Origin of the sequence: Streptomyces canarius, assembly GCF_014650735.1 — a bacterium.
Classification (GTDB): Bacteria; Actinomycetota; Actinomycetes; order Streptomycetales; family Streptomycetaceae; genus Streptomyces; species Streptomyces olivaceoviridis.
In genome coordinates this window covers 284,704-306,952 of record NZ_BMVN01000004.1, presented here as the reverse complement: position 1 = coordinate 306,952, position 22,249 = coordinate 284,704, and the positions used below count along the sequence as shown (strand labels likewise).

The window sequence follows — 22,249 nt, the reverse complement described above, 5'->3', positions numbered from 1 at the left end:
CGGAGCGGGGACCCCAGGTGTGGTGAAACAGACGCCACCCCCGCGTCGGGCACGCGCGCGCGTACGGGACAATGGAGGGCGAGCGTCCGGCTCGGACAGTACGACACGTACACAGCAACGAGGAGCAAGTCATGGCGGGCAGCAGCCACGGTCACACCCCGGCCGCCTGGACCGGTGTCATCATCGCCTTCATCGGTTTCTGCGTCGCGGGCGCCTTCATGGTGATGGCCCAGCCCGTCGGCTTCTGGGCCGGCATGGCCCTCACGCTCCTCGGCGGTGTGGTCGGCGGCATCATGCGCGCCATGGGTCTGGGGCAGCCGAAGGAGTCCCGTACGCTGCCGCACACCGCGCCCGCGGCCACGCGGGAGCCGGCCGCGGCGGAGAGCTGAGCCCAGGGTTTCCGCGAAGGGCGGCCGGCACCCGGTGCCGGCCGCCCTTCGCGTCGCAGTCGACGGTGCCGCGGACCGCGACCGCGAGCGGGCACGCTGACGGGCGGCGGGGGAGAATGCCCGCGTGAACGCCCCCGCGGATGCCCCCGTGAACACCCCTGTGGATGCCTCCGGCCGCCCGGTGCCGGGGCTCGTCCCCCGCTGGCGGCGGGTCGCCGTCCCCGCGGGGCTGTTCGCGGCCGTCGGCGGGGCCTTCGCCTACGTCGGTGTCGTCGATCCGGGTGAACCCGGGCACTACCCCGTCTGCCCCCTGTACCGGCTCACCGGTCTGTACTGCCCCGGCTGCGGCGGGCTGCGCAGTGCGCACGCCTTCGTGCACGGCGACCTCCTCGCCGCCCTGCGCGACAACGCGCCGGCCGTGGCCGCCTATCTGGGCTTCGCCGTGCTGTGGACCGTCTGGCTGGTCCGCGCGGCACGCGGCAGGCCGCTGCGGATCGACCTCGGACCGGCGCCGCTGTGGGCGGCCGGCGTCCTGCTGCTGGTGTTCACCGTCGTCCGGAACCTGCCGTTCGGTGGCTGGCTCCACCCTTGATCAACAGCGAATGTCCAGGTAGTGGGACCGCCCGCCACCGGATGCGAGGCCTCGGCGCTCCTGCGGATACCATCGGTTTGACCACGGGTTTTCAGAACCTGAAGGAACCACCGTCTGGAAGGGGGCCGCTCGCGTGAGTGTGCTCGACGAGATCATCGACGGAGTCCGTGCCGACCTCGCGGAGCGGCAGGCACGCGTCACCCTCGACGAGCTCAAGGAGCGCGCGGCCAAGGCCCACGCCGCCAAGGACGGGGTGGCCGCGCTCAAGGGCGACGGCGTCAAGGTGATCTGCGAGGTGAAGCGCTCCAGCCCCTCCAAGGGCGCGCTGGCCGCCATCGCCGACCCCGCCGGACTCGCCGCGGACTACGAAGCGGGCGGCGCGGCCGTCATCTCCGTCCTCACCGAACAGCGCCGGTTCGGCGGTTCGCTCGCCGACCTGGAGGCGGTGCGCGCGCGGGTCGACATCCCCGTCCTGCGCAAGGACTTCATCGTCACGTCGTACCAGCTCTGGGAGGCCCGGGCGTACGGCGCCGACCTCGCGCTGCTGATCGTGGCCGCCCTGGAGCAGCCGGCCCTGGAGTCGCTGATCGAGCGGGCGGTGTCCATCGGCCTGACCCCCCTGGTCGAGGTGCACGACGAGGACGAGGTCGAGCGGGCGGTGGACGCGGGCGCCAAGGTCATCGGCGTCAACGCGCGCAACCTGAAGACGCTGGAGGTGGACCGCGGCACGTTCGAGCGGGTCGCCCCGGAGATCCCGGACACCATCGTGAAGGTCGCCGAGTCGGGCGTCCGCGGCCCGCACGACCTGATCGCGTACGCCAACGCCGGCGCCGACGCGGTGCTGGTCGGCGAGTCCCTGGTGACCGGCCGCGACCCCAAGGCCGCGGTGGCCGACCTGGTGGCGGCGGGCGAACACCCGGCCCTGCGGCACGGGCGCGGCTGATCCCGCTAGGCTTGGCACCGATGACTCCCACCGTGACGACCGTGGACCGGCACGCGCGCCTGGCGCGCGGCTGCCGTCCGCGTGGCTGCCGGGCGCCCGCGCGGCGCGTGCACGGCCGTCGCGTCCGGTACGTCATCGGCGACGAACCCGGGCAGGTCAACGGACGCCGATGGCAGCGCGCCCCGAAGGGGCGCGGGACTCCTGTCTGACGCGCGGCCACCGCCGCGTGTGCGCGAGCAACCACACCCGGCCCGAGGCCGTACGACTGGCCCCGCCCCCACGGCGATCAGTGTTGTCCCACCGCACTCACCGTGAGGTTTCCGCATGCCCAGCGAGTTCTTCATCCCTGACCCCAGCGGCCAGGTGCCCAGCGCCGAGGGCTACTTCGGCGCGTTCGGCGGCAAGTTCATCCCGGAGGCCCTCGTCGCCGCCGTGGACGAGGTAGCCGTCGAGTACGACAAGGCCAAGCACGACCCCGAGTTCGCCCGTGAGCTCGACGACCTGCTCGTCCACTACACCGGCCGTCCGTCGGCGCTCACCGAGGTGCCCCGTTTCGCCGAACACGCCGGTGGTGCCCGTGTGTTCCTCAAGCGCGAGGACCTCAACCACACCGGCTCCCACAAGATCAACAACGTGCTCGGCCAGGCCCTGCTCACCAGGCGCATGGGCAAGACCCGGGTCATCGCCGAGACCGGAGCCGGCCAGCACGGTGTCGCGACGGCCACCGCCTGCGCGCTGTTCGGTCTCGACTGCACCATCTACATGGGCGAGATCGACACCAAGCGCCAGGCCCTCAACGTGGCCCGGATGCGCATGCTCGGCGCCGAGGTCGTCGCCGTGAAGTCCGGCAGCCGCACCCTCAAGGACGCCATCAACGAGGCGTTCCGGGACTGGGTCGCCAACGTCGACCACACCCACTACCTCTTCGGCACGGTCGCCGGCCCGCACCCGTTCCCGGCCATGGTCCGCGACTTCCACCGGGTGATCGGCGTGGAGGCACGGCGTCAGCTCCTGGAGCGCGCCGGCCGTCTCCCCGACGCGGCCGTCGCCTGTGTCGGCGGCGGCTCCAACGCCATCGGCCTCTTCCACGCCTTCATCCCCGACGAGGGCGTCCGCCTCATCGGCTGCGAGCCGGCCGGCCACGGCGTCGAGACCGGCGAGCACGCGGCCACGCTCACCGCCGGCGAGCCCGGCATCCTGCACGGCTCCCGGTCGTACGTCCTCCAGGACGACGAGGGCCAGATCACCGAGCCGTACTCGATCTCGGCCGGCCTGGACTACCCGGGTGTCGGCCCGGAGCACTCCTACCTCCGCGACTCCGGCCGCGGCGAGTACCGCGCGGTCACCGACGACGCCGCCATGCAGGCCCTGCGCCTGCTGTCGCGCACCGAGGGCATCATCCCGGCCATCGAGAGCGCCCACGCGCTGGCCGGCGCCCTGGAGGTCGGCAAGGAGCTGGGCAAGGACGGCCTGATCGTCGTCAACCTGTCCGGCCGCGGCGACAAGGACATGGACACCGCCGCCCGCTACTTCGGCCTCTACGACACCGACGCCGAGGTGGCCGCCGACGAAGCCGGCACCGCCGAGATCGAGGGGGACGCCAAGTGAGCGGGAACGCACGGCTGCTGAACGACACCCTCGCCGCCGCCAAGGCCGAGGGCCGCTCCGCGCTCATCGCCTACCTCCCGGCCGGTTTCCCGACCGTGGACGGCGGCATCGAGGCGATCAGGGCCGTCTTCGACGGGGGCGCCGACGTCGTCGAGGTCGGGCTGCCGCACAGCGACCCGGTGCTCGACGGCCCGGTCATCCAGACCGCCGACGACATCGCCCTGCGGGGCGGAGTGAGGATCGCCGACGTCATGCGCACGGTCCGGGAGGCCCACGAGGCCACCGGGAAGCCGGTGCTCGTCATGACGTACTGGAACCCCATCGACCGCTACGGCGTGGAGCGCTTCACCGCCGAGCTGGCCGAGGCGGGCGGCGCGGGCTGCATCCTGCCCGACCTGCCCGTGCAGGAGTCGGCGCTGTGGCGGGAGCACGCCGAGAAGCACGGCCTCGCCACGGTCTTCGTCGTGGCGCCGAGCAGCAAGGACGAGCGGCTCGCCCAGATCACCGCGGCGGGCAGCGGCTTCGTGTACGCCGCCTCCCTCATGGGCGTCACCGGTACCCGGGAATCCGTCGGTACGCAGGCCCAGGACCTGGTCCGGCGCACCCGCGCCACCGGCACCGACCTGCCCGTCTGCGTCGGGCTCGGCGTCTCCAACCGGGCCCAGGCCGCCGAGGTCGCCGGCTTCGCCGACGGCGTGATCGTCGGCTCGGCGTTCGTGAAGCGGATGCTGGACGCCCCTGACCACGCCTCCGGCCTCGCGGCGGTCCGCGAGCTGGCCGGTGAGCTGGCGAAAGGCGTGCGCGGACAGGCGTGACGGGCGCGAGTGACCGTCGGCGGACACCCCGCGTCGGATGATGCGGTCACTCGAAGGGGTGGACCTCGGACCGGGGAGGCGCGCTGCGCCTCCCCGGTTCGTTCTGGGGGTGTGAGCGAGAAGAACCGTGACGGAAAGCGCACCGCCCGGGAACGGCTGGCGGTCGAGCGCGACAAGCAGAAGGCCGCGGAGAAGCGACGGCGCGCGCTGATCGTGGGCGCGAGTGTCGTCTGCGTCCTGGGGCTGGCGGCGGTGATCGGCGTGGTCGCCGCGAACTCCGGCAAGCACAAGGGCAGCAGCGCGGGCCCGGCCGTGGCGCCGTCGGGGGCGCAGGGCAAGGACGGCCTCGCGATCCCGGTCGGCAAGGACGGCGCCAAGTCGACGCTCACCGTGTGGGAGGACTTCCGCTGCCCGGCCTGCCAGGCCTTCGAGGTGGCGTACCGGCCGACCCTCCATGAACTGACCGACGCCGGCAAGCTCAGAATCGAGTACCACCTCGTCCGGCTGATCGACGGCAACCTCGGCGGCAGCGGCTCGCTGCGCGCCGCCAACGCCGCCGCCTGCGCCCAGGACGCCGGGAAGTTCCGCGAATTCCACGACGTGCTGTACGCGAACCAGCCGAAGGAGACCGACGACGCCTTCGCGAGCAACGACAAGCTGATCGAGCTGGCCGGCAAGGTGAAGGGCCTGGACACGCCCGCCTTCCGCACGTGCGTCCAGGACGGCACGCACGACAGCTGGGTGGACAGGTCCAACCAGGCGTTCCACTCCGGCGGCCTCAGCGGTACGCCCACCGTGCTGCTCGGCGGCAAGAACATCTACCAGGACCAGACGATGACCCCGGCCAAGCTCAGGCAACTCGTGGAGGCGGCCGACCGACGGTAAGCGTTTCTCACGCCCCCGTTATGGACCCGTAGCCGGTCCGCTTGCCGTCCCCACGGCCCGGCACGGTAGCGTCGGACTTGCCATGAACCCCATGAACCTTGCCTACATCCCCAGCCCGTCGCACGGGGTGCTGTACCTCGGCCCCGTGCCGCTGCGCGGCTACGCCTTCTGCATCATCATCGGCGTCTTCGTTGCCGTCTGGTTCGGCAACAGGCGCTGGATCGCCCGCGGCGGGCGGTCCGGCACGGTCGCGGACATCGCCGTCTGGGCCGTGCCCTTCGGCCTGGTCGGCGGCCGGCTCTACCACGTGATCACGGACTACGAGCTGTACTTCAGTGAGGGCCGTGACTGGGTGGACGCCTTCAAGGTGTGGGAGGGCGGCCTGGGCATCTGGGGCGCCATCGCGCTCGGCGCGCTCGGCGCGTGGATCGGCGCCCGGCGCCGGGGCGTCCCGATGCCCGCGTACGCCGACGCCGTCGCGCCCGGCATCGCCTTCGCGCAGGCCATCGGCCGCTGGGGCAACTGGTTCAACCAGGAGCTGTACGGCCGCGAGACCCATCTGCCCTGGGCGCTGCACATCACCTCCTCCGAGGGCGGCCGGGTGCCGGGGTACTACCACCCGACCTTCCTCTACGAGTCCCTGTGGTGCGTCGGGGTGGGCCTGCTGGTCATCTGGGCGGACCGCCGCTTCAAGCTGGGGCATGGCCGGGCGTTCGCCCTGTACGTCGCCGCGTACTGCGTGGGCCGGGGCTGGATCGAGTACATGCGGGTGGACGACGCCCACCACATCCTGGGCCTCCGTCTGAACGACTGGACCGCGCTGGTCGTCTTCCTGCTGGCGGTGACGTACATCGTGGTGTCGTCGAAGAAGCGGCCGGGACGGGAAGCCGTGGTCGAGCCGGGGGTCGCCGACGGTCCGGGCAAGGACACCGGGGCTGACAAGGACACGGAAGCCGTCGAGGACACGGAGGCCGACGCCGAGGGCGACGCCGACGCCGAGGGCGAGGAGAAGGCGGCTCCGGCCGAGAAGAGCTGACCGTTCGTGGTACGACACCGAGGGCGCCCGGAGTTCTTCCGGGCGCCCTCGGTGTGTGCGGAGGGTCAGCTCCGGGCAGCCAGCGACAGGGTCCGCCGCGCCATCGCCACCACCGCCGCGTCGATGAAGCGGCCGTCGGGGAGGGCCTGGGCGCCCTCGTTCGCCGAGGCCGCTTTGATGACCGTCTCCGCGTGTTCGGTCTCGGCCTCCGTGGGCAGGTAGGCCCGCTCGATCACCGGCAGCTGGCGCGGGTGGATCGCGGCGCGGCCCAGGAACCCGAGAGCCCGGCCGTGGGCGCAGGAGGCCGCCAGGCCGTCCAGGTCACGGATGTCCGGGTAGACCGTCTGGGACGGCGGGGCCAGGCCCGCCGCGCGGGCGGCGACGATCACCCGTGAGCGCGGCCAGTCCAGGCCCGCGTCGGCCCGTACCCCGAGGTCGGCGCGGAGGTCGGCCTCGCCCAGGGCGATGCCCCGCAGGGCGGGGTGGGCGGTGGCGATGGCGTAGGCGTGCTCGATGCCGAGGGCCGACTCCAGGAGCGCGTAGAGGGGGACCGGCGTGGCCACGGCGGCCTGCCGTACCTCGCCCGGGGCCGTCACCTTCGGCAGCCGTACGCCGGACAGGCCCGGCAGACCGGCCAGGGCGTGGAGGTCGGCGGCGGCCCAGGCGCTGTCCAGGGCGTTGACACGCACGTGCACCGGGACCGGCTGGGGCTCCGTCAGGAGTTCCGCGGTGGCCGCGCGGGCGTACTCCTTGCGGTCCGGGGCGACCGCGTCCTCCAGGTCGATCACCACCACGTCGGCGCCCGCCACCAGGGCCTTGGCCACGACGTGCGGGCGGTCGCCCGGGACGTAGAGCCAGGTGAGAGGGAACCGGGTCACAGGGCGCCCTCCGCGCGCAGCGCCGCGATGTCGGCCGGGGTGAGGCCGAGTTCGCCGAGCACGGCGTCGGTGTCGGCGCCGTGCGGGCGGCCGGCCCAGCGGATCCCGCCGGGCGTGGCGGAGAGCCGGAAGAGGACGTTCTGCATGCGCAGCGGGCCCAGTTCCGGGTCGTCGACGGTGGTGACCGTGTCCAGGGCCTGGTACTGGGGGTCCGCCAGGACGTCCCGGACGTCCTGCACGGGCGCCACCGCGGCCTCCGCCTCCTCGAAGGCCGCGAGCACCTCGGCGCGGGTACGGCCGGCGATCCAGGAGCCGACCGCCTCGTCCAGCACATCGGCGTGGGCGGCCCGGTCCGTGCCGGTGGCGAACCACGGCTCCTCGATCAGCTCCGGGCGGCCCACCAGCCGTAGCACCCGTTCGGCGACCGACTGGGCGGAGGTGGAGACGGCGACCCAGGTGCCGTCGGCGGTGCGGTAGGTGTTGCGCGGGGCGTTGTTCGCGGACCGGTTGCCGGTGCGTTCCTGGACGTAGCCGAGCTGGTCGTACCAGGTGGCGTGGGGGCCGAGGACCGACAGGATCGGTTCGATGATCGCCATGTCGACCGTCTGCCCCACGCCGGTGCGCTCGCGCGCGGCCAGTGCCGTCAGCACGGCGTAGGCGGTCGCCAGGCCGGCGACCGAGTCGGCGAGACCGAAGGGCGGCAGTGTCGGGGGCGCGTCCGGTTCGCCGGTGACCGCGGCGAAGCCGCTCATCGCCTCGGCGAGGGTGCCGAAGCCGGGGCGGTGCGCGCAGGGGCCGAACTGGCCGAAGGCGGTGACCCGGGCGAGGACCAGCCGGGGGTTGGCCGCGGACAGCTCCGGCCAGCCGAGGTCCCATTTCTCCAGGGTGCCGGGGCGGAAGTTCTCGATCACCACGTCGGCGGTGGCGGCGAGCCGCAGTAGGGTGGCCCGGCCGCCGGGTGCGGACAGGTCGAGGGTGATGGCCCGCTTGTTGCGGCCGAGCACCTTCCACCACAGGCCGACGCCGTCCTTGGCCGGGCCGTGGCCCCGGGACGGGTCGGGCCGCCGCGGGTGCTCCACCTTGATCACCTCGGCGCCGAAGTCACCGAGCAGCGTCGCGGCCATCGGCCCGGCGAAGAGGGTCGCGAGGTCCAGCACCCGCAGGCCGTCCAGGGCCGGGGTCGTCCGTGCCGCCGTAGCCGTAGCCGTAGCCGTAGCCGTAGCCGTAGTCGTCGTACGTGTCGTGCTCGTCTTGCTCGTCGTGTTCATGCGCTGTACTGGGCCTCGATCTCCGGGCGGTACGGCATCGACGCCGACGCGCCTTCCCGCTGGACGGAGATCGCCGCCGCAGCCGCCGCCCAGGACAGGGCCTCCCGTACCGGTTTCTCCTCGGCGAGGGCCACCGCGAGCGTGCCGACGAAGGTGTCGCCCGCGCCCGTGGAGTCCACGGCCCGTACGCGGGGCGCGGGGACGACGAGCGGTTCGGCGCCCCGGGTCAGGTACAGGCAGCCCGTGGCGCCCAGGGTGACCACGACCTCCGGCACCAGGTCCAGCAGGGTGGCCGCCGCCTCGCGCGGGTCGGTGCGGCCGGTGAGGGTGACCGCCTCGTACTCGTTCGGCACCAACAGGTCGATGGCGGCCAGGAGTTCGGGCGGCAGCGGCTGGACGGGGGACGGGGTGAGGACGGTACGGATGCCGTGCCGGCGGGCCGCCTGCGCGCCGGCGACGACCGCCGCCGTCGGGATCTCCAGTTGCAGCAGCAGGGCGTCGGCGGTGGCGATCACCCCCTCGTCGCCGGGGGAGAGGTGGTCGACCGTGCCGTTCGCGCCGGGGATGACGACGATCGCGTTGCCGCCCTCGTCGTCCACCACGATGTGCGCGGTGCCGGACGGGCCCTCGACCGTGCGCAGGAAGTCGGTGTCCACGCCGGAGTGTTCGAGGGTGTCGCGCAGTCGCGCGCCGAAGGCGTCGTTGCCGACCGCGCCGATCATCGAGACGGTGGCGCCGGCGCGGGCCGCGGCGATCGCCTGGTTGGCGCCCTTGCCGCCGGGGATCGTACGGAACTCCCGGCCGGTCACGGTCTCCCCGCGCTGCGGGGCCTTGCCGACGTACGTGACGAGGTCCATGTTCGCGCTGCCGAGGACGGCGATGTGGGTCATGGTCGGGTCGCCTCCAGGTGGGTGAGGTGGGCGAGGGTGTCGAAGCCGGTGCCGTCGAAGTCCGCGACGGTCGTGGCGAGCCGGTTCTTCAGCGGGCTCCGCCAGCGGTCGGGGAGCGCGCCGGGGGAGCCGGCGAGCAGGCCGGCGACGCTTCCGGCGGTGGCGCCGTTGGAATCGGTGTCCCAACCCCCCGACACCGCACGGCAGACGGAGCCCGTGAAGTCGCCGTCGGCGTGGGTGAGGGCGGCGACGGTCAAGGCGGTGTTGGGAAGGGCGTGGACCCAGTGGTGCGTGGGGCCGTAGACGGCGTGGAGTTCGTCCACGACCTCGTCGAAGTCGTCGGTGGCGGTGGCCAGTCGGACGGCGTGGTCGATCGCCTTCGCCAGGCGGGAGCGGGCCGGGACCACCGCGCGGCCGGTGCGCAGACAGGCATGGACGTCGTGCGTGCCGGTGGCGGCCGTGGCGATGGCGGCGGCCGTGAACATCGCCGCGTAGACGCCGTTGGCGGTGTGGGTGAGGACCGCGTCGCGGTGGGCCTGCTCCGCGGCGGCGGCCGGGTCGCCCGGGTTGCTCCAGCCGTGCATGTCGGCGCGGATCAGCGCGCCGATCCACTCGCGGAACGGGTTGCGGTGGCGAGCCGTGTGCGGGGGTTCGATACCGGCGAGGAGGTTGCGGTGGGCGACGCGTTCGGCGGTGAAGGTGCGGCCGGGCGGGAGTTCTTCGAGCCAGAGCCGGGCCACGTCGTCGGTGGTGAAGGTCCTCCCGTGGCGCTGGAGCAGCAGGAGGTTGAGCAGGGGGTAGTCGAGGTCGTCGTCCTCGGGCATGCCGTCGATGTTCTCGGCGAGCGAGGTGGAGGCCGAGCGGCGGTTCCAGGGGTGGGCGGCCAGCAGGTCGTCGGGAACCCCCCTGGCGGTGAACCAGGTGGTGAGGGGCCAGTTCCCGGCCGCACGGGCGAGGGCGCGGATGCCGTCGAGCGGGAGTTTCTCGACCGGTTTGCCGAGGAGGCAGCCGATGGCCCGCCCGAGCCAGGCGGCCTCCAGGGCGCCGGGGTCCGCAGCGGTGGCGGACCGTCCGGCGGGCCAGTCGGGGCACTGGGCCCTGATGCGGGCCAGGTCCGTGGGCTCGTCGTCGGCGAAGCGGCTGGGCAGATCGGCGAGTTCGTCCAGCAGGTCCTCCGCCAGCAGGCGCAGATAGCGGGACACCCGGTGCGCAGACGCGCCCGCGCGCTCCGGGGCGTCCGGGCCGCCCGCCGCCCGCCAGCGTGCCTCGACCGCCTTCGGCTCGCGCCCGTCCAGGCGGGCCTGGCGCAGCTCGTGGCCCAGCAGGTCCTCCGGCTGGACCCAGGTCAGTCGGAGCACGGCCGGCCTCCGAGCGCGGTGAACGCCTCCTCGTGGGCGCGCCGGCGGCGGACGTCCCGGTCGAAGACCTCGCGCGTGACCTCGATGAGCGTCCGGGCCGGCGCCCACAGGTCCAGGCGGCTGGCGTCGGCGACCGTCTTCGCCCACTCCTCGGGGGCGGGCGAGCCGAGCGCGCCCGCGAGGGCACCGGCCATCGTCGCGATCGAGTCGCAGTCACGGCCGTAGTTGACCGCGCCGAGCACGGTCTGCCGGTAGTCGCCGCCGGAGACGACCAGCATGCCGAGCGCGACCGGGAGTTCCTCGATGGAGTGCAGCCGGGAGGGGCGGCGGGCGGCGAGGGAGGGGGCGCGGTAGTCCGGCCCGACGGTGTCGTACGGCTCCACCGCCGCGCGCAGCGGACCGAGCGCCGACTCGAAGTCCCGGTGTCCGGCGGCGACTTCGCAGACCTTCTCGATCGCCGTACGGGTGCCGTCCTTGGCCAGGGACAGACAGGCGCCCACCACCGAGTCCGGGGTCGCGCCGGGGGCGGTGGCGGCGGCCACCGCCGCGGCGAACACACCGGCCGCCTCACGGCCGTACGACGACTGGTGCGCGCCCGCGATGTCCAGCGCCTCGGCGTACGCGGCGGCCGGGTTGGCCGCGTTGACCAGGCCGACCGGGGCCATGTACATCGCCGCGCCGCAGTTGACGATGTTGCCGGTGCCCCCTTCCCGGGGGTCGGCGTGACCGTAGGCCAGCCGGGCCACCAGCCATTTCTCGGCGAGGAAGAGGCGGTGCAGCGGCAGTGCCTCGGCCTCCAGCTCGGGGATCCAGCGGGGGGTGGTCATCAGGTCCGGGACCAGGTGGTCGACGATCGCGTAGGCGTCGAGGTGGTCGCGGACGCGGTCGTAGACGCGGATGAGTGCGTGCGTCATCAAGGTGTCGTCGGTGACGTGGCCGTCGCCCTTGTGGTACGGCGCGATGGGGCGGGCGGTGCGCCAGGCGTCACCGTGCCAGGGGCCGACGATGCCGCGCACGCGACCGCCGTGCCGCTCGGCGATCCGGTCGGGGGAGTAGCCCTCGACCGGGCCGCCGAGGGCGTCACCGACGGCGGCTCCCACCACGGCGGCGGTGACGCGGTCGGCGAGACCGTTCGGGCCGGGCCCGCTGATTCCTTCTTCTTTGGGCGTCATGCCCCGAATCATCCTCCTGGACGGGCCGGTTGTGCGGCTTCCAGGAGTCCGGCGAGTTCCACCAGGTCGGTGCCGGTGAGACGGGGCAGGGTGCAGCCGGGCAGGACGCGGCAGGCGTCCCGCCAGGTCGCGGGGATGGAAGCGCCGCCGCCGAGGGCGCCGGTGAGCGCGCCGGCGAGGGCGGGCGCGGAGTCGGCGACCCGGGAAAGGCAGGCGGCGGCCGGTACGGCCTCGGCGATCCGGCCCCGGGCGGCGGTGGCCAGGGCGAGGGCGACGGGCACGGTCTCCGCGGCGGCGATGCCGTAGCTGTAGACGTGGTCGACGATCTGGTGTTCCAGGAGGGGGACGAGGGCGAAGGCGGACTCGCTGTCCCCGGCCAGGGCTAGGGCGTGGCGGGTGTTGCGGCCGATCTCGGTGTCCGCCGGGAGTTCGGCGAGCGCGGCGGTCACGCAGGTGCCGGTGTCCGCGTCGGCGAGGGCGAGGGAGAGGGCCGCCGCCATGGCCCGCGCGCCGTGCACGCCGTCGCCGTCCTGGGTGTAGCGGGCGTCGAACTCGGCGAGCGCGGCGGCCTGTTGCGGGTCGCCGGGGTGGGCCACGGCGAGGACGCAGGCGCGGACGCAGGCCGCGTCGTCGAAGTAGTGCGGGTTGTCGTGGCCGGTGGCGGGCGGGCGCAGGCCGGTGGCGAGGTTGCCGAGGCCGGCGCGGACGGAGATGCGGGCGCGCAGCGGCAGTACGGCGGACTCGATCTCCGGGGCGCGGTCCGCCGCGGCGGCGACCTCGGAGGCCACGGCGGTCCAGGTGAGGTCGATGGCGGCGCGCACACGGCGGGCCCGGCTGAGGTCGCCGAGGACGTCGTCGGCGCCGGCGCGCAGGACCGCCTCCGCGGCGAACGCCGCCCACTCGGCGTCGTCGGAGGGGCCGAGGCGGAGGGGCTCGGGGGGTTGGTTGAGGGCGATCGGCACCGGGAGGGTGGTGGTGGCGTTCTGCTCGGCGAAGGTGTCCAGTTCCCGGGTGAGACGGCGGGTCCACTCGGGCATCCGGGCGGCGCGGTGCCGGGCGGCGGGCCAGCCGGCGGCGTCTCCCGCGGCGAGGCCGAGGAGGAGGCCCTCGATACGGCGCGCTGTCATGGCCGGCCCTCGCTGTCCGGTCGTCCGGCGAGGGGGCTCCGCCCGGTGCCCCGACGACCCTCGCTGCCCGGTCGCCCGGCATGCCCGCCACCCACCAGGGGGCTCCGCCCGCTGTCCGCTTGCCCGGCGTTCCGGTCCCCCACCAGGGGGCTGCGCCCCCCGGACCCCCGATCCCCCGCCCACCCGCCACCCGACTCGGTCGGCTGAGTGGTGGGGACATGGGGTGGTGGGTGTTCGGTTGGCTGGGCGGCGTCAGACAGGGGGAGGAGTCCGGTCGGCTCCGTCCCGCTCTCGGCTGCTGCCCGCTCTCCCTGCGCCACGGCCGTCGGCAGGACCGCGGCCAATGTTCCCGCCGGCTCGGCTGTGGTCGCCTCTGGCATTGCCGCGGTTCCCGCTTCTGTGGTGGGCTCCTTGGCCATGGCTGTCGGCAGGAGTGCGGTCAGTGTTCCTGTCGGCTCGGCTGTGGTCGCCGCTGGCATTGCCGCGGTTCCCGCTTCTGTGGTGGGCTCCTTGGCCATGGCTGTCGGCAGGAGTGCGGTCAGTGTTCCTGTCGGCTCGGCTGTGGTCGCCGCTGGCGTCTCCGCGGTTCCCGCTTCTGCGGTGGCCCCCTTGACCACGGCCGCCGGTACGACCGCTGCCAATGTCACCGGTGCCTTCGCCGCGATCGTCCCCCGTTCCCCGGCCGCACCAGCCTCTCCCGTGCCCGCCCCCGCCGCCGTCACCAGGAGTTCCGCGATCTCCAGGACGTGGTGGCCGGTGATGGACGGGAGGCAGCGGCCCCGGGCCGGGCCGATCGCGGAGGCCCAGTGGGGCGGGATGGCCGAGAGGCCCTGGGTGGCGCCGGAGAGGGCGCCCGCCACCGCCGCCGTCGTGTCCGCGTCGCGCCCCATGTTGACGGCCGTCAGGACCGCCTCCCGGAAGTCGCCGTCGGCCGCCGCGTACGCGCCGAAGGCGAGGGCGACCGCTTCCGGGGCCAGGTCGGTCCAGGGGTAGCCGCCGATGACGACCGCGGAGCGGACCGCGCGTTCCCCGCGATGCGCCACCGACACCGCGCGCCGCAGGGAGCGAGCCGTCCAGGAGTCGTCCGGGATCACCGCGAGCGCGGCGGCGATCACCACCGCGACCGCCGCGCCGGTCATCGCCGCCGCCACGCCCGCCGCGACCGCCTGGCCGCCGTAGATGCCCTCGCCCTCGTGGCTGACGGAGCCGTCGATGGCCACCAGCCGGGCCGCCTCGGAGGGGCGCCCGGCGGCGAAGACCCCGAAGGGCGCCGCCCGCATCGCCAGCCCGTCGCTCCAGGCGTGCCGGTGCTGGGCCGAGATGGGGGCGGCGAGGCCACGGCGGAGGTTCTCCAGCGTGCCGCGCTCGCTGAAGCCCGCACCGCGGAAGGGCCCCTCCGCCCGGTCGGCGATCCACTCGTGCCAGGCCGCCTCGACATGCTCCGGGGTGAGCACCGAGCCGTGCCGGGCCAGCAGCAGACCGGAGAAGATCGCGTACTCGGTGTCGTCGGTGCCGTACGGCTGCTCGCTGACGTACCCGGTGATCCGTCCCCAGCGGGCGCGGATCTCGGAGGGCCTGAGGTTCTCCGCCGGTGCGCCCAGCGCGTCCCCGACGGCCAGGCCCAGCAGCGCGCCCCGGGCCCGCTCGCGCAGTCCGGCGGCGTCACCGGGCGCCGGGGCCGGGGGAGTGCGGGCGATCGATGCCATGGGCGGCCTCCTTCGGCGGGCCCCACGGGACCCTTTGCGGATGTGTCCCACGGCAGGCGCCCGCGTGAGCCGGAGGAGGGGCTCTGTCACCCGGTCGGCATCTGAGCTATATCCATCACATCTGAGCGGCCAATAGAGAAGTCGCAGGTTAGCCCAGCCTTTCCTTGCTGGCGCGGGCGAAATGATGAGCGTAAATTCCGTGTTGTCGAAAAGTAGAACTCGTCCAAAGTTAGCTTTGGCTTAGCTTCCCTGGGGGGCCCGGATGGCCATCATCGAAACCGAGGCCGCGCTGCACGAGGCGCACCGCGACAACCACACGCACCGTGATGTGAACGGCGGATGGCTGCGCCCCGCCGTCTTCGGTGCCATGGACGGTCTCGTCTCCAACCTCGCCCTGATGACGGGCGTGGCCGGCGGGTCCGTGACCCAGCACACCATCGTCATCACCGGTCTCGCGGGGCTCGCCGCCGGTGCCTTCTCCATGGCCGCCGGCGAGTACACCTCCGTCGCCTCCCAGCGGGAACTCGTCGAGGCGGAACTCGACGTCGAGCGCCGTGAGCTGCGCAGGCATCCGCAGGACGAGGAGGACGAGCTGGCCGCGCTGTACGTGGCCCGCGGGGTCGAGCCGGAACTGGCCCGGCAGGTCGCCCGGCAGCTCTCCAAGGACCCGGAGCAGGCGCTGGAGATACACGCCCGCGAGGAGCTGGGCATCGACCCCGGGGACCTGCCCTCGCCGCTGGTCGCCGCCGTCTCGTCCTTCGGCTCGTTCGCGCTCGGCGCCCTGCTGCCCGTCCTGCCGTACCTGCTCGGCGCGACCGCGCTGTGGCCCGCCGTCCTGTTGGCCCTCGCCGGTCTCTTCGCGTGCGGTGCCGTCGTGGCCAAGGTGACCGCGCGCAGCTGGTGGTTCAGCGGTCTGCGGCAGCTCGCGCTCGGTGGTGCGGCGGCCGGTGTGACGTACGCCCTGGGCACTCTGTTCGGAACGGCCGTAGGATAGCTCGACCGGTACCTATGCGATGGGCCGCATAAGTACCCGTTACTCGCTGGTTTCGAGTGCATGACCACCGGGCATGAGCCGTAAGCGCTGTGGGCAATGACGCCTGCCGCACCCCCGCGGGGTGGGCGATGACGCTCGCTCCGGCCCCCTTCGGGCCGCCGGACACCGATCCGACCGATCGTGTCCGCAACGGTCCCCCCGTACACGTCGGCCGCCACCGCGCGACCCTCCGCCGTCACCGCACGGCACCGCCGTTCTGGCACGGCTCCGCGCCGCCACCGCACGGCACTCGCCGCGTCCGCGCGGCACCCGAGCCGCGACCGCGGCGTCCGCATGTTGGAACGGTGTTTCCGGTTCCCGAGAACCGCTCCATCATGTAACCTGCACGAAATTTTGATCTCATCGCAGATCTCACGCAGAGGGCCAACGTCGTCCCTCGGCACCTGCCACATGCCACATGACGACGACGGGAGAGCCGATGCGTACGCCGCGCCAGCCGTCCCAGCATTCCGCGAATGGCCAGAAGTGGTCGTTCATGGATGCTCGCCCTGCTGCGCAGGGTATGTACGACCCCCGCAACGAACACGACGCGTGCGGCGTCGGTTTCGTCGCCACCCTCACCGGCGAGGCGTCCCACACCCTGGTCGAGCAGGCCCTCACCGTCCTGCGCAACCTGGAGCACCGTGGTGCCACCGGCTCCGAGCCCGACTCCGGCGACGGCGCGGGCATCCTCTCGCAGGTGCCGGACGCCTTCCTCCGCGAAGTGGCCGGTTTCGACCTTCCCGCGGCCGGCTCCTATGCCGTAGGCATCGCCTTCCTGCCGGAGGACGGGACCGAGGACGCCGTCTCACAGATCGAGACGATCGCCGCCGACGAGGGGCTGACCGTCCTCGGCTGGCGCGAGGTCCCGGTCGCCCCCGAGCTGCTGGGTGCCACCGCCCGCTCCACCATGCCGGTCTTCCGGCAGATCTTCGTCACCGCGGGCGCCAGCGAGGGCATCGCGCTGGACCGCAAGGCGTTCGTGCTGCGCAAGCGCGCCGAGCGCGAGGCCGGGATCTACTTCCCGTCCCTGTCCGCCCGGACGATCGTCTACAAGGGCATGCTGACCACCGGCCAGCTGGAGCCCTTCTTCCCGGACCTGTCCGACCGCCGCTTCGCCTCCGCGATCGCGCTCGTGCACTCCCGGTTCTCCACGAACACCTTCCCGTCGTGGCCGCTCGCGCACCCGTACCGCTTCGTCGCGCACAACGGTGAGATCAACACCGTCAAGGGCAACCGCAACTGGATGCGCGCCCGCGAGTCCCAGCTCGCCTCCGGCCTGTTCGGTTCCGACGAGAAGACCATCGAGCGGATCTTCCCGGTCTGTACGCCGGACGCCTCCGACTCCGCCTCCTTCGACGAGGTCCTGGAGCTGCTGCACCTGGGCGGCCGTTCGCTGCCGCACTCCGTGCTGATGATGATCCCGGAGGCGTGGGAGAACCACGACTCCATGGACCCGGCCCGGCGCGCCTTCTACCAGTTCCACTCCACGATGATGGAGCCCTGGGACGGCCCCGCCTGCGTCACCTTCACCGACGGCACCCAGGTCGGTGCCGTGCTCGACCGCAACGGTCTGCGCCCCGGCCGCTACTGGGTCACCGACGAGGGCCTCGTCGTCCTCGGCTCCGAGGTGGGCGTCCTCGACATCGACCCGGCCAGGGTCGTCCGCAAGGGCCGCCTCCAGCCCGGCAAGATGTTCCTCGTCGACACCGCCGAGCACCGCATCATCGAGGACGACGAGATCAAGGCGTCCCTCGCCGCGGAGAAGCCGTACGCCGAGTGGCTGGAGGCCGGCGAGATCGAGCTGGGCGATCTGCCCGAGCGCGAGCACATCGTCCACACCCACGCCTCGGTCACCCGCCGCCAGCAGACCTTCGGCTACACCGAGGAGGAGCTGCGCGTCATCCTCGCCCCGATGGCCCGCACCGCCGCCGAGCCGATCGGCTCCATGGGCACGGACTCGCCGATCGCGGCCCTGTCCGAGCGCCCGCGGCTGCTCTTCGACTACTTCACCCAGCTGTTCGCGCAGGTCACCAACCCGCCGCTGGACGCGATCCGCGAGGAACTGGTCACCTCCCTGCGCTCGTCGCTGGGCCCGCAGGGCAACCTGCTGGAGCCGACCGCCGCGTCCTGCCGGTCCGTCGTGCTGCCCTTCCCGGTCATCGACAACGACGAGCTGGCCAAGCTCATCCACATCAACGCCGACGGCGACATGCCCGGCTTCAAGGCCGCCACGCTGTCCGGTCTGTACCGGGTCTCCGGCGGCGGTGAGACCCTCGCCGCCCGCATCGAGGAGATCTGCGCCGAGGCCGACGCGGCGATCGGGAACGGCGCCCGCCTGATCGTCCTGTCCGACCGGCACTCCGACGCCGAGCACGCGCCGATCCCGTCGCTGCTGCTCACCGCGGCCGTCCACCACCACCTCATCCGCACCAAGCAGCGCACCCAGGTGGGCCTGCTGGTCGAGGCCGGTGACGTCCGCGAGGTCCACCACGTCGCCCTGCTCATCGGCTACGGCGCCGCCGCCGTCAACCCGTACCTGGCGATGGAGTCGGTGGAGGACCTGCTGCGCGCGGGCACCTTCATCAACGGCGTCGAGCCCGAGGAGGCCATCCGCAACCTGATCTACGCCCTCGGCAAGGGCGTCCTGAAGGTCATGTCCAAGATGGGCATCTCCACCGTCGCCTCCTACCGCGGCGCCCAGGTCTTCGAGGCCGTCGGCCTGGACGAGACCTTCGTGGAGAAGTACTTCAACGGCACCGCCACCAAGATCGGCGGCGTCGGCATCGACGTCATCGCCGAGGAGGTCGCCGCCCGCCACGCCAAGGCCTACCCGGCCTCTGGCATCGCCCCGGCGCACCGCGCGCTGGAGATCGGCGGCGAGTACCAGTGGCGCCGCGAGGGCGAGCCGCACCTGTTCGACCCGGAGACGGTCTTCCGCCTCCAGCACTCCACGCGCACCGGCCGGTACGACATCTTCAAGAAGTACACCGGGCGGGTGAACGAGCAGTCCGAGCGCCTGATGACGCTGCGCGGCCTGTTCGGCTTCAAGTCCGACCGGCAGCCGATCTCCCTCGACGAGGTCGAGCCGGCGAGCGAGATCGTCAAGCGGTTCTCGACGGGCGCGATGTCGTACGGCTCCATCTCCAAGGAGGCGCACGAGACCCTCGCCATCGCCATGAACCAGCTGGGCGGCAAGTCCAACACCGGTGAGGGCGGCGAGGACCCGGAGCGCCTGTACGACCCGGCGCGCCGCTCGGCGATCAAGCAGGTCGCCTCCGGCCGCTTCGGCGTGACCTCCGAGTACCTGGTCAACGCGGACGACATCCAGATCAAGATGGCCCAGGGCGCCAAGCCCGGCGAGGGCGGCCAGCTGCCCGGCCACAAGGTCTACCCGTGGGTCGCCAAGACGCGTCACTCGACGCCGGGCGTCGGCCTGATCTCGCCGCCGCCGCACCACGACATCTACTCCATCGAGGACCTGGCCCAGCTGATCCACGACCTGAAGAACGCGAACCCGCAGGCGCGGGTCCACGTGAAGCTGGTCTCCGAGGTCGGCGTCGGCACGGTCGCGGCCGGTGTGTCCAAGGCGCACGCGGACGTCGTGCTCATCTCCGGCCACGACGGCGGTACGGGCGCCTCCCCGCTGACCTCGCTGAAGCACGCGGGCGGCCCCTGGGAGCTGGGCCTCGCCGAGACCCAGCAGACCCTGCTGCTCAACGGCCTGCGCGACCGCATCGTCGTCCAGACCGACGGCCAGCTCAAGACCGGCCGTGACGTGGTCATCGCCGCGCTGCTCGGCGCCGAGGAGTTCGGTTTCGCGACCGCCCCGCTCGTCGTCTCCGGCTGCGTGATGATGCGCGTCTGCCACCTGGACACCTGCCCGGTCGGCATCGCCACCCAGAACCCGGCCCTGCGCGACCGCTTCGCCGGCAAGGCCGAGTACGTGGTGAACTTCTTCCAGTTCATCGCCGAGGAGGTCCGCGAGCTCCTCGCCGAGCTGGGCTTCCGCTCCATCGAGGAGGCCGTCGGCCACGCCGAGGTGCTGGACGTCGAGCGCGCGGTCGACCACTGGAAGGCGCAGGGCCTGGACCTCGAGCCGCTGTTCCACGTGCCGGACCTGCCCGAGGGCGCGGTCCGCCACCAGCTGGTCGCCCAGGACCACGGCCTGGAGAAGGCCCTGGACAACGAGCTGATCAAGCTCGCCGCCGACGCGCTGGGCGCTTCGGACGCCACCGAGGCACAGCCGGTGCGCGCCCAGGTCGCCATCCGCAACATCAACCGCACGGTCGGCACCATGCTCGGCCACGAGGTGACGAAGAAGTTCGGTGGCGCGGGCCTGCCCGACGACACCATCGACATCACCTTCACCGGCTCGGCCGGCCAGTCCTTCGGTGCCTTCCTGCCGCGCGGTGTCACGCTCCGCCTGGAGGGCGACGCCAACGACTACGTCGGCAAGGGCCTCTCCGGCGGCCGGATCGTCGTCCGCCCGGACCGGGCCGCCGACCACCTCGCCGAGTACTCGACCATCGCGGGCAACACCATCGCCTACGGCGCCACCGGCGGTGAGCTGTTCCTGCGCGGCCGTACCGGTGAGCGGTTCTGCGTCCGCAACTCCGGCGCCCTGGTCGTCTCCGAGGGCGTGGGCGACCACGGCTGCGAGTACATGACCGGCGGTCACGCGGTCGTCCTCGGCCCGACCGGCCGCAACTTCGCGGCCGGCATGTCCGGCGGTATCGCCTACGTCATCGACCTCGACCGCGACAACGTCAACGCCGGCAACGCCGGCTCCGTCGAGGCGCTGGACGAGACCGACAAGCAGTGGCTGCACGACGTGGTGCGCCGCCACGCCGAGGAGACCGGCTCGACGGTCGCCGAGAAGCTGCTCGCCGACTGGGCCACGGCCGTGGAGCGGTTCAGCAAGATCATCCCCAGCACGTACAAGGCAGTGCTCGCCGCCAAGGACGCCGCCGAGCGAGCCGGTCTCACCGAGACCGAGATCACCGAGAAGATGATGGAGGCGGCGATCAATGGCTGACCCGAAGGGCTTCCTGAATCACGGCCGTGAGGTCGCCAAGACCCGTCCCGTCGAAGAGCGCAAGAAGGACTGGAACGAGGTCTACGTCCCCGGCTCCCTGCTGCCGATCATCAGCAAGCAGGCCAGCCGCTGCATGGACTGCGGCATCCCGTTCTGTCACAACGGCTGTCCGCTGGGGAACCTGATCCCCGAGTGGAACGACTACGCCTACCGCGAGGACTGGGCCGCCGCCCAGGAGCGGCTGCACGCGACCAACAACTTCCCGGAGTTCACCGGTCGCCTCTGCCCGGCCCCCTGCGAGTCGGCGTGCGTACTGGGCATCAACCAGCCGCCGGTCACCATCAAGAACGTCGAGGTCTCGATCATCGACAAGGCGTGGGAGACCGGGGACGTCGCCCCGCAGATCCCCGAGCGCCTGTCCGGCAAGACGGTCGCGGTCATCGGCTCCGGCCCGGCGGGTCTCGCCGCCGCCCAGCAGCTGACCCGGGCCGGTCACACGGTCGCCGTCTACGAGCGCGCGGACCGCGTCGGAGGTCTCCTCCGGTACGGCATCCCCGAGTTCAAGATGGAGAAGCGGCACATCAACCGCCGTATCGAGCAGATGCGCGCGGAGGGCACCCGCTTCCGCACCGGCGTCGAGATCGGCCGCGACCTCAAGGCGACCGACCTGAAGAAGCGGTACGACGCGGTCGTCCTGGCCGTCGGTGCCACGACCGCCCGTGACCTGCCGGTGCCCGGCCGCGAGCTCAAGGGCGTCTATCAGGCCATGGAGTACCTGCCGCTGGCCAACAAGGTCCAGGAGGGCGACTACGTCACCGCGCCGATCTCGGCCGAGGGCAAGCACGTCGTCGTCATCGGCGGCGGCGACACCGGCGCGGACTGCGTGGGCACCGCCCACCGGCAGGGCGCAGCCTCCGTCACCCAGCTGGAGATCATGCCCCGCCCGAACGACGACCGGCACCCGACGAACCAGCCCTGGCCGACCTTCCCGATGCTCTACAAGGTCACCAGCGCGCACGAGGAGGGCGGTGAGCGGGTCTACTCCGTCTCCACCACCCACTTCGAGGGCGACGAGGACGGCAACGTCCAGTGGCTGCACCTCACCGAGGTGGAGTTCATCGACGGCAAGCTCACCTCGAAGCCGGGCACCGAGCGCAAGATCCCCGCTCAGCTGGTCACCCTCGCCATGGGCTTCACCGGCACCGACCGGGAGAACGGCCTGGTGGAGCAGTTCGGCCTGGAGCTCGACGAACGCGGTAACATCGCCCGCGACGCCGACTTCCAGACCAACGTGCCGGGTGTGTTCGTCGCCGGTGACGCCGGCCGCGGCCAGTCCCTCATCGTGTGGGCGATCGCGGAGGGCCGCTCGGCCGCCCGCGGAGTCGACCGCTTCCTGACCGGAGCCAGCGACCTGCCGGCCCCGATCCGCCCGACGGACCGCGCCCTGGCGGTCTGACGCGCGCACAACGGACCCCAGGTCCCGCACAGACGTCCCGTACAAAGGCGTACGG

General features: G+C 72.7%; 18 protein-coding genes. 11 read left to right on the top strand and 7 right to left on the bottom strand.

Annotation, left to right across the window (positions count from 1 at the left end; all coding sequences use genetic code 11):
• Positions 1-131 precede the first annotated feature (131 nt).
• The 8 genes from IE294_RS08340 to lgt all read left to right on the top strand — a co-directional run bounded on the left by IE294_RS08340 (position 132) and on the right by lgt (position 6,268).
• Positions 132-389 carry an HGxxPAAW family protein gene (locus tag IE294_RS08340; RefSeq protein ID WP_058080189.1) on the top strand — a complete coding sequence of 86 codons (258 nt, stop codon included), beginning with the start codon at positions 132-134 and terminating at the stop codon, positions 387-389.
• 148 nt (positions 390-537) lie between these two features.
• Positions 538-981, top strand: coding sequence for a DUF2752 domain-containing protein (locus IE294_RS08335; RefSeq protein ID WP_189883887.1), 444 nt, complete (start codon positions 538-540; stop codon positions 979-981).
• 133 nt (positions 982-1,114) lie between these two features.
• Positions 1,115-1,924: an indole-3-glycerol phosphate synthase TrpC gene (trpC, locus tag IE294_RS08330; RefSeq protein ID WP_189883885.1), complete on the top strand. Its 810-nt coding sequence runs from the start codon at positions 1,115-1,117 to the stop codon at positions 1,922-1,924.
• Between the two features lie 20 nt (positions 1,925-1,944).
• The gene (trpM, locus tag IE294_RS49590; protein ID WP_189883883.1) at positions 1,945-2,133 is read left to right on the top strand and encodes a tryptophan biosynthesis modulator TrpM; all 189 of its coding nucleotides are present in this window, start codon (positions 1,945-1,947) and stop codon (positions 2,131-2,133) included.
• Positions 2,134-2,248: 115 nt separating this feature from the next.
• Positions 2,249-3,532 (top strand): tryptophan synthase subunit beta, encoded by a 1,284-nt coding sequence (trpB, locus tag IE294_RS08320; protein WP_189883881.1) that lies wholly within the window; start codon positions 2,249-2,251, stop codon positions 3,530-3,532.
• Positions 3,529-4,347, top strand: coding sequence for a tryptophan synthase subunit alpha (gene trpA, locus IE294_RS08315; protein WP_189883879.1), 819 nt, complete (start codon positions 3,529-3,531; stop codon positions 4,345-4,347). The genes trpB and trpA overlap by 4 nt, the downstream gene beginning before the upstream one ends.
• A 111-nt stretch (positions 4,348-4,458) precedes the next feature.
• The gene (locus IE294_RS08310) at positions 4,459-5,232 is read left to right on the top strand and encodes a DsbA family protein (protein ID WP_189883877.1); all 774 of its coding nucleotides are present in this window, start codon (positions 4,459-4,461) and stop codon (positions 5,230-5,232) included.
• Positions 5,233-5,323: 91 nt separating this feature from the next.
• Complete coding sequence (gene lgt / locus IE294_RS08305; protein WP_189883875.1) at positions 5,324-6,268, top strand: prolipoprotein diacylglyceryl transferase; 945 nt, start codon at positions 5,324-5,326, stop codon at positions 6,266-6,268.
• 65 nt (positions 6,269-6,333) lie between these two features.
• Here lgt and IE294_RS08300 read toward each other — a convergent pair whose 3' ends face one another.
• From IE294_RS08300 to IE294_RS08270, 7 genes are read right to left on the bottom strand one after another with little or no spacing between them, the layout of a single operon-like run.
• Entirely contained in the window at positions 6,334-7,146 is an 813-nt protein-coding gene (locus IE294_RS08300; RefSeq protein WP_189883873.1) for an HpcH/HpaI aldolase/citrate lyase family protein, read from the bottom strand.
• Positions 7,143-8,414 carry a CaiB/BaiF CoA transferase family protein gene (locus tag IE294_RS08295; RefSeq protein ID WP_268252775.1) on the bottom strand — a complete coding sequence of 424 codons (1,272 nt, stop codon included), beginning with the start codon at positions 8,412-8,414 and terminating at the stop codon, positions 7,143-7,145. Before IE294_RS08295 ends, IE294_RS08300 begins: the two co-directional genes overlap by 4 nt.
• The gene (rbsK, locus tag IE294_RS08290) at positions 8,411-9,304 is read right to left on the bottom strand and encodes a ribokinase (protein WP_189883871.1); all 894 of its coding nucleotides are present in this window, start codon (positions 9,302-9,304) and stop codon (positions 8,411-8,413) included. Before rbsK ends, IE294_RS08295 begins: the two co-directional genes overlap by 4 nt.
• A complete protein-coding gene (locus tag IE294_RS08285; RefSeq protein ID WP_189883870.1) occupies positions 9,301-10,662 on the bottom strand; it encodes an ADP-ribosylglycohydrolase family protein in 1,362 nt (453 codons plus the stop codon). The genes rbsK and IE294_RS08285 overlap by 4 nt, the downstream gene beginning before the upstream one ends.
• Entirely contained in the window at positions 10,650-11,834 is a 1,185-nt protein-coding gene (locus tag IE294_RS08280; protein ID WP_189883867.1) for an ADP-ribosylglycohydrolase family protein, read from the bottom strand. Before IE294_RS08280 ends, IE294_RS08285 begins: the two co-directional genes overlap by 13 nt.
• Before the next feature lie 8 nt (positions 11,835-11,842).
• Entirely contained in the window at positions 11,843-12,961 is a 1,119-nt protein-coding gene (locus IE294_RS08275) for an ADP-ribosylglycohydrolase family protein (protein ID WP_189883865.1), read from the bottom strand.
• The gene (locus tag IE294_RS08270; RefSeq protein WP_189883863.1) at positions 12,958-14,667 is read right to left on the bottom strand and encodes an ADP-ribosylglycohydrolase family protein; all 1,710 of its coding nucleotides are present in this window, start codon (positions 14,665-14,667) and stop codon (positions 12,958-12,960) included. The genes IE294_RS08275 and IE294_RS08270 overlap by 4 nt, the downstream gene beginning before the upstream one ends.
• A 262-nt stretch (positions 14,668-14,929) precedes the next feature.
• Between IE294_RS08270 and IE294_RS08265 the strand changes: the two genes are divergently transcribed.
• The 3 genes from IE294_RS08265 (at position 14,930) to IE294_RS08255 (ending at position 22,194) form a co-directional block, all read left to right on the top strand.
• Entirely contained in the window at positions 14,930-15,661 is a 732-nt protein-coding gene (locus IE294_RS08265; RefSeq protein ID WP_189883861.1) for a VIT1/CCC1 transporter family protein, read from the top strand.
• A 478-nt stretch (positions 15,662-16,139) separates the two neighbouring features.
• Positions 16,140-20,738: a glutamate synthase large subunit gene (gene gltB / locus IE294_RS08260; protein ID WP_189883859.1), complete on the top strand. Its 4,599-nt coding sequence runs from the start codon at positions 16,140-16,142 to the stop codon at positions 20,736-20,738.
• The gene (locus IE294_RS08255; RefSeq protein ID WP_189883858.1) at positions 20,731-22,194 is read left to right on the top strand and encodes a glutamate synthase subunit beta; all 1,464 of its coding nucleotides are present in this window, start codon (positions 20,731-20,733) and stop codon (positions 22,192-22,194) included. Before gltB ends, IE294_RS08255 begins: the two co-directional genes overlap by 8 nt.
• Positions 22,195-22,249 lie beyond the last annotated feature (55 nt).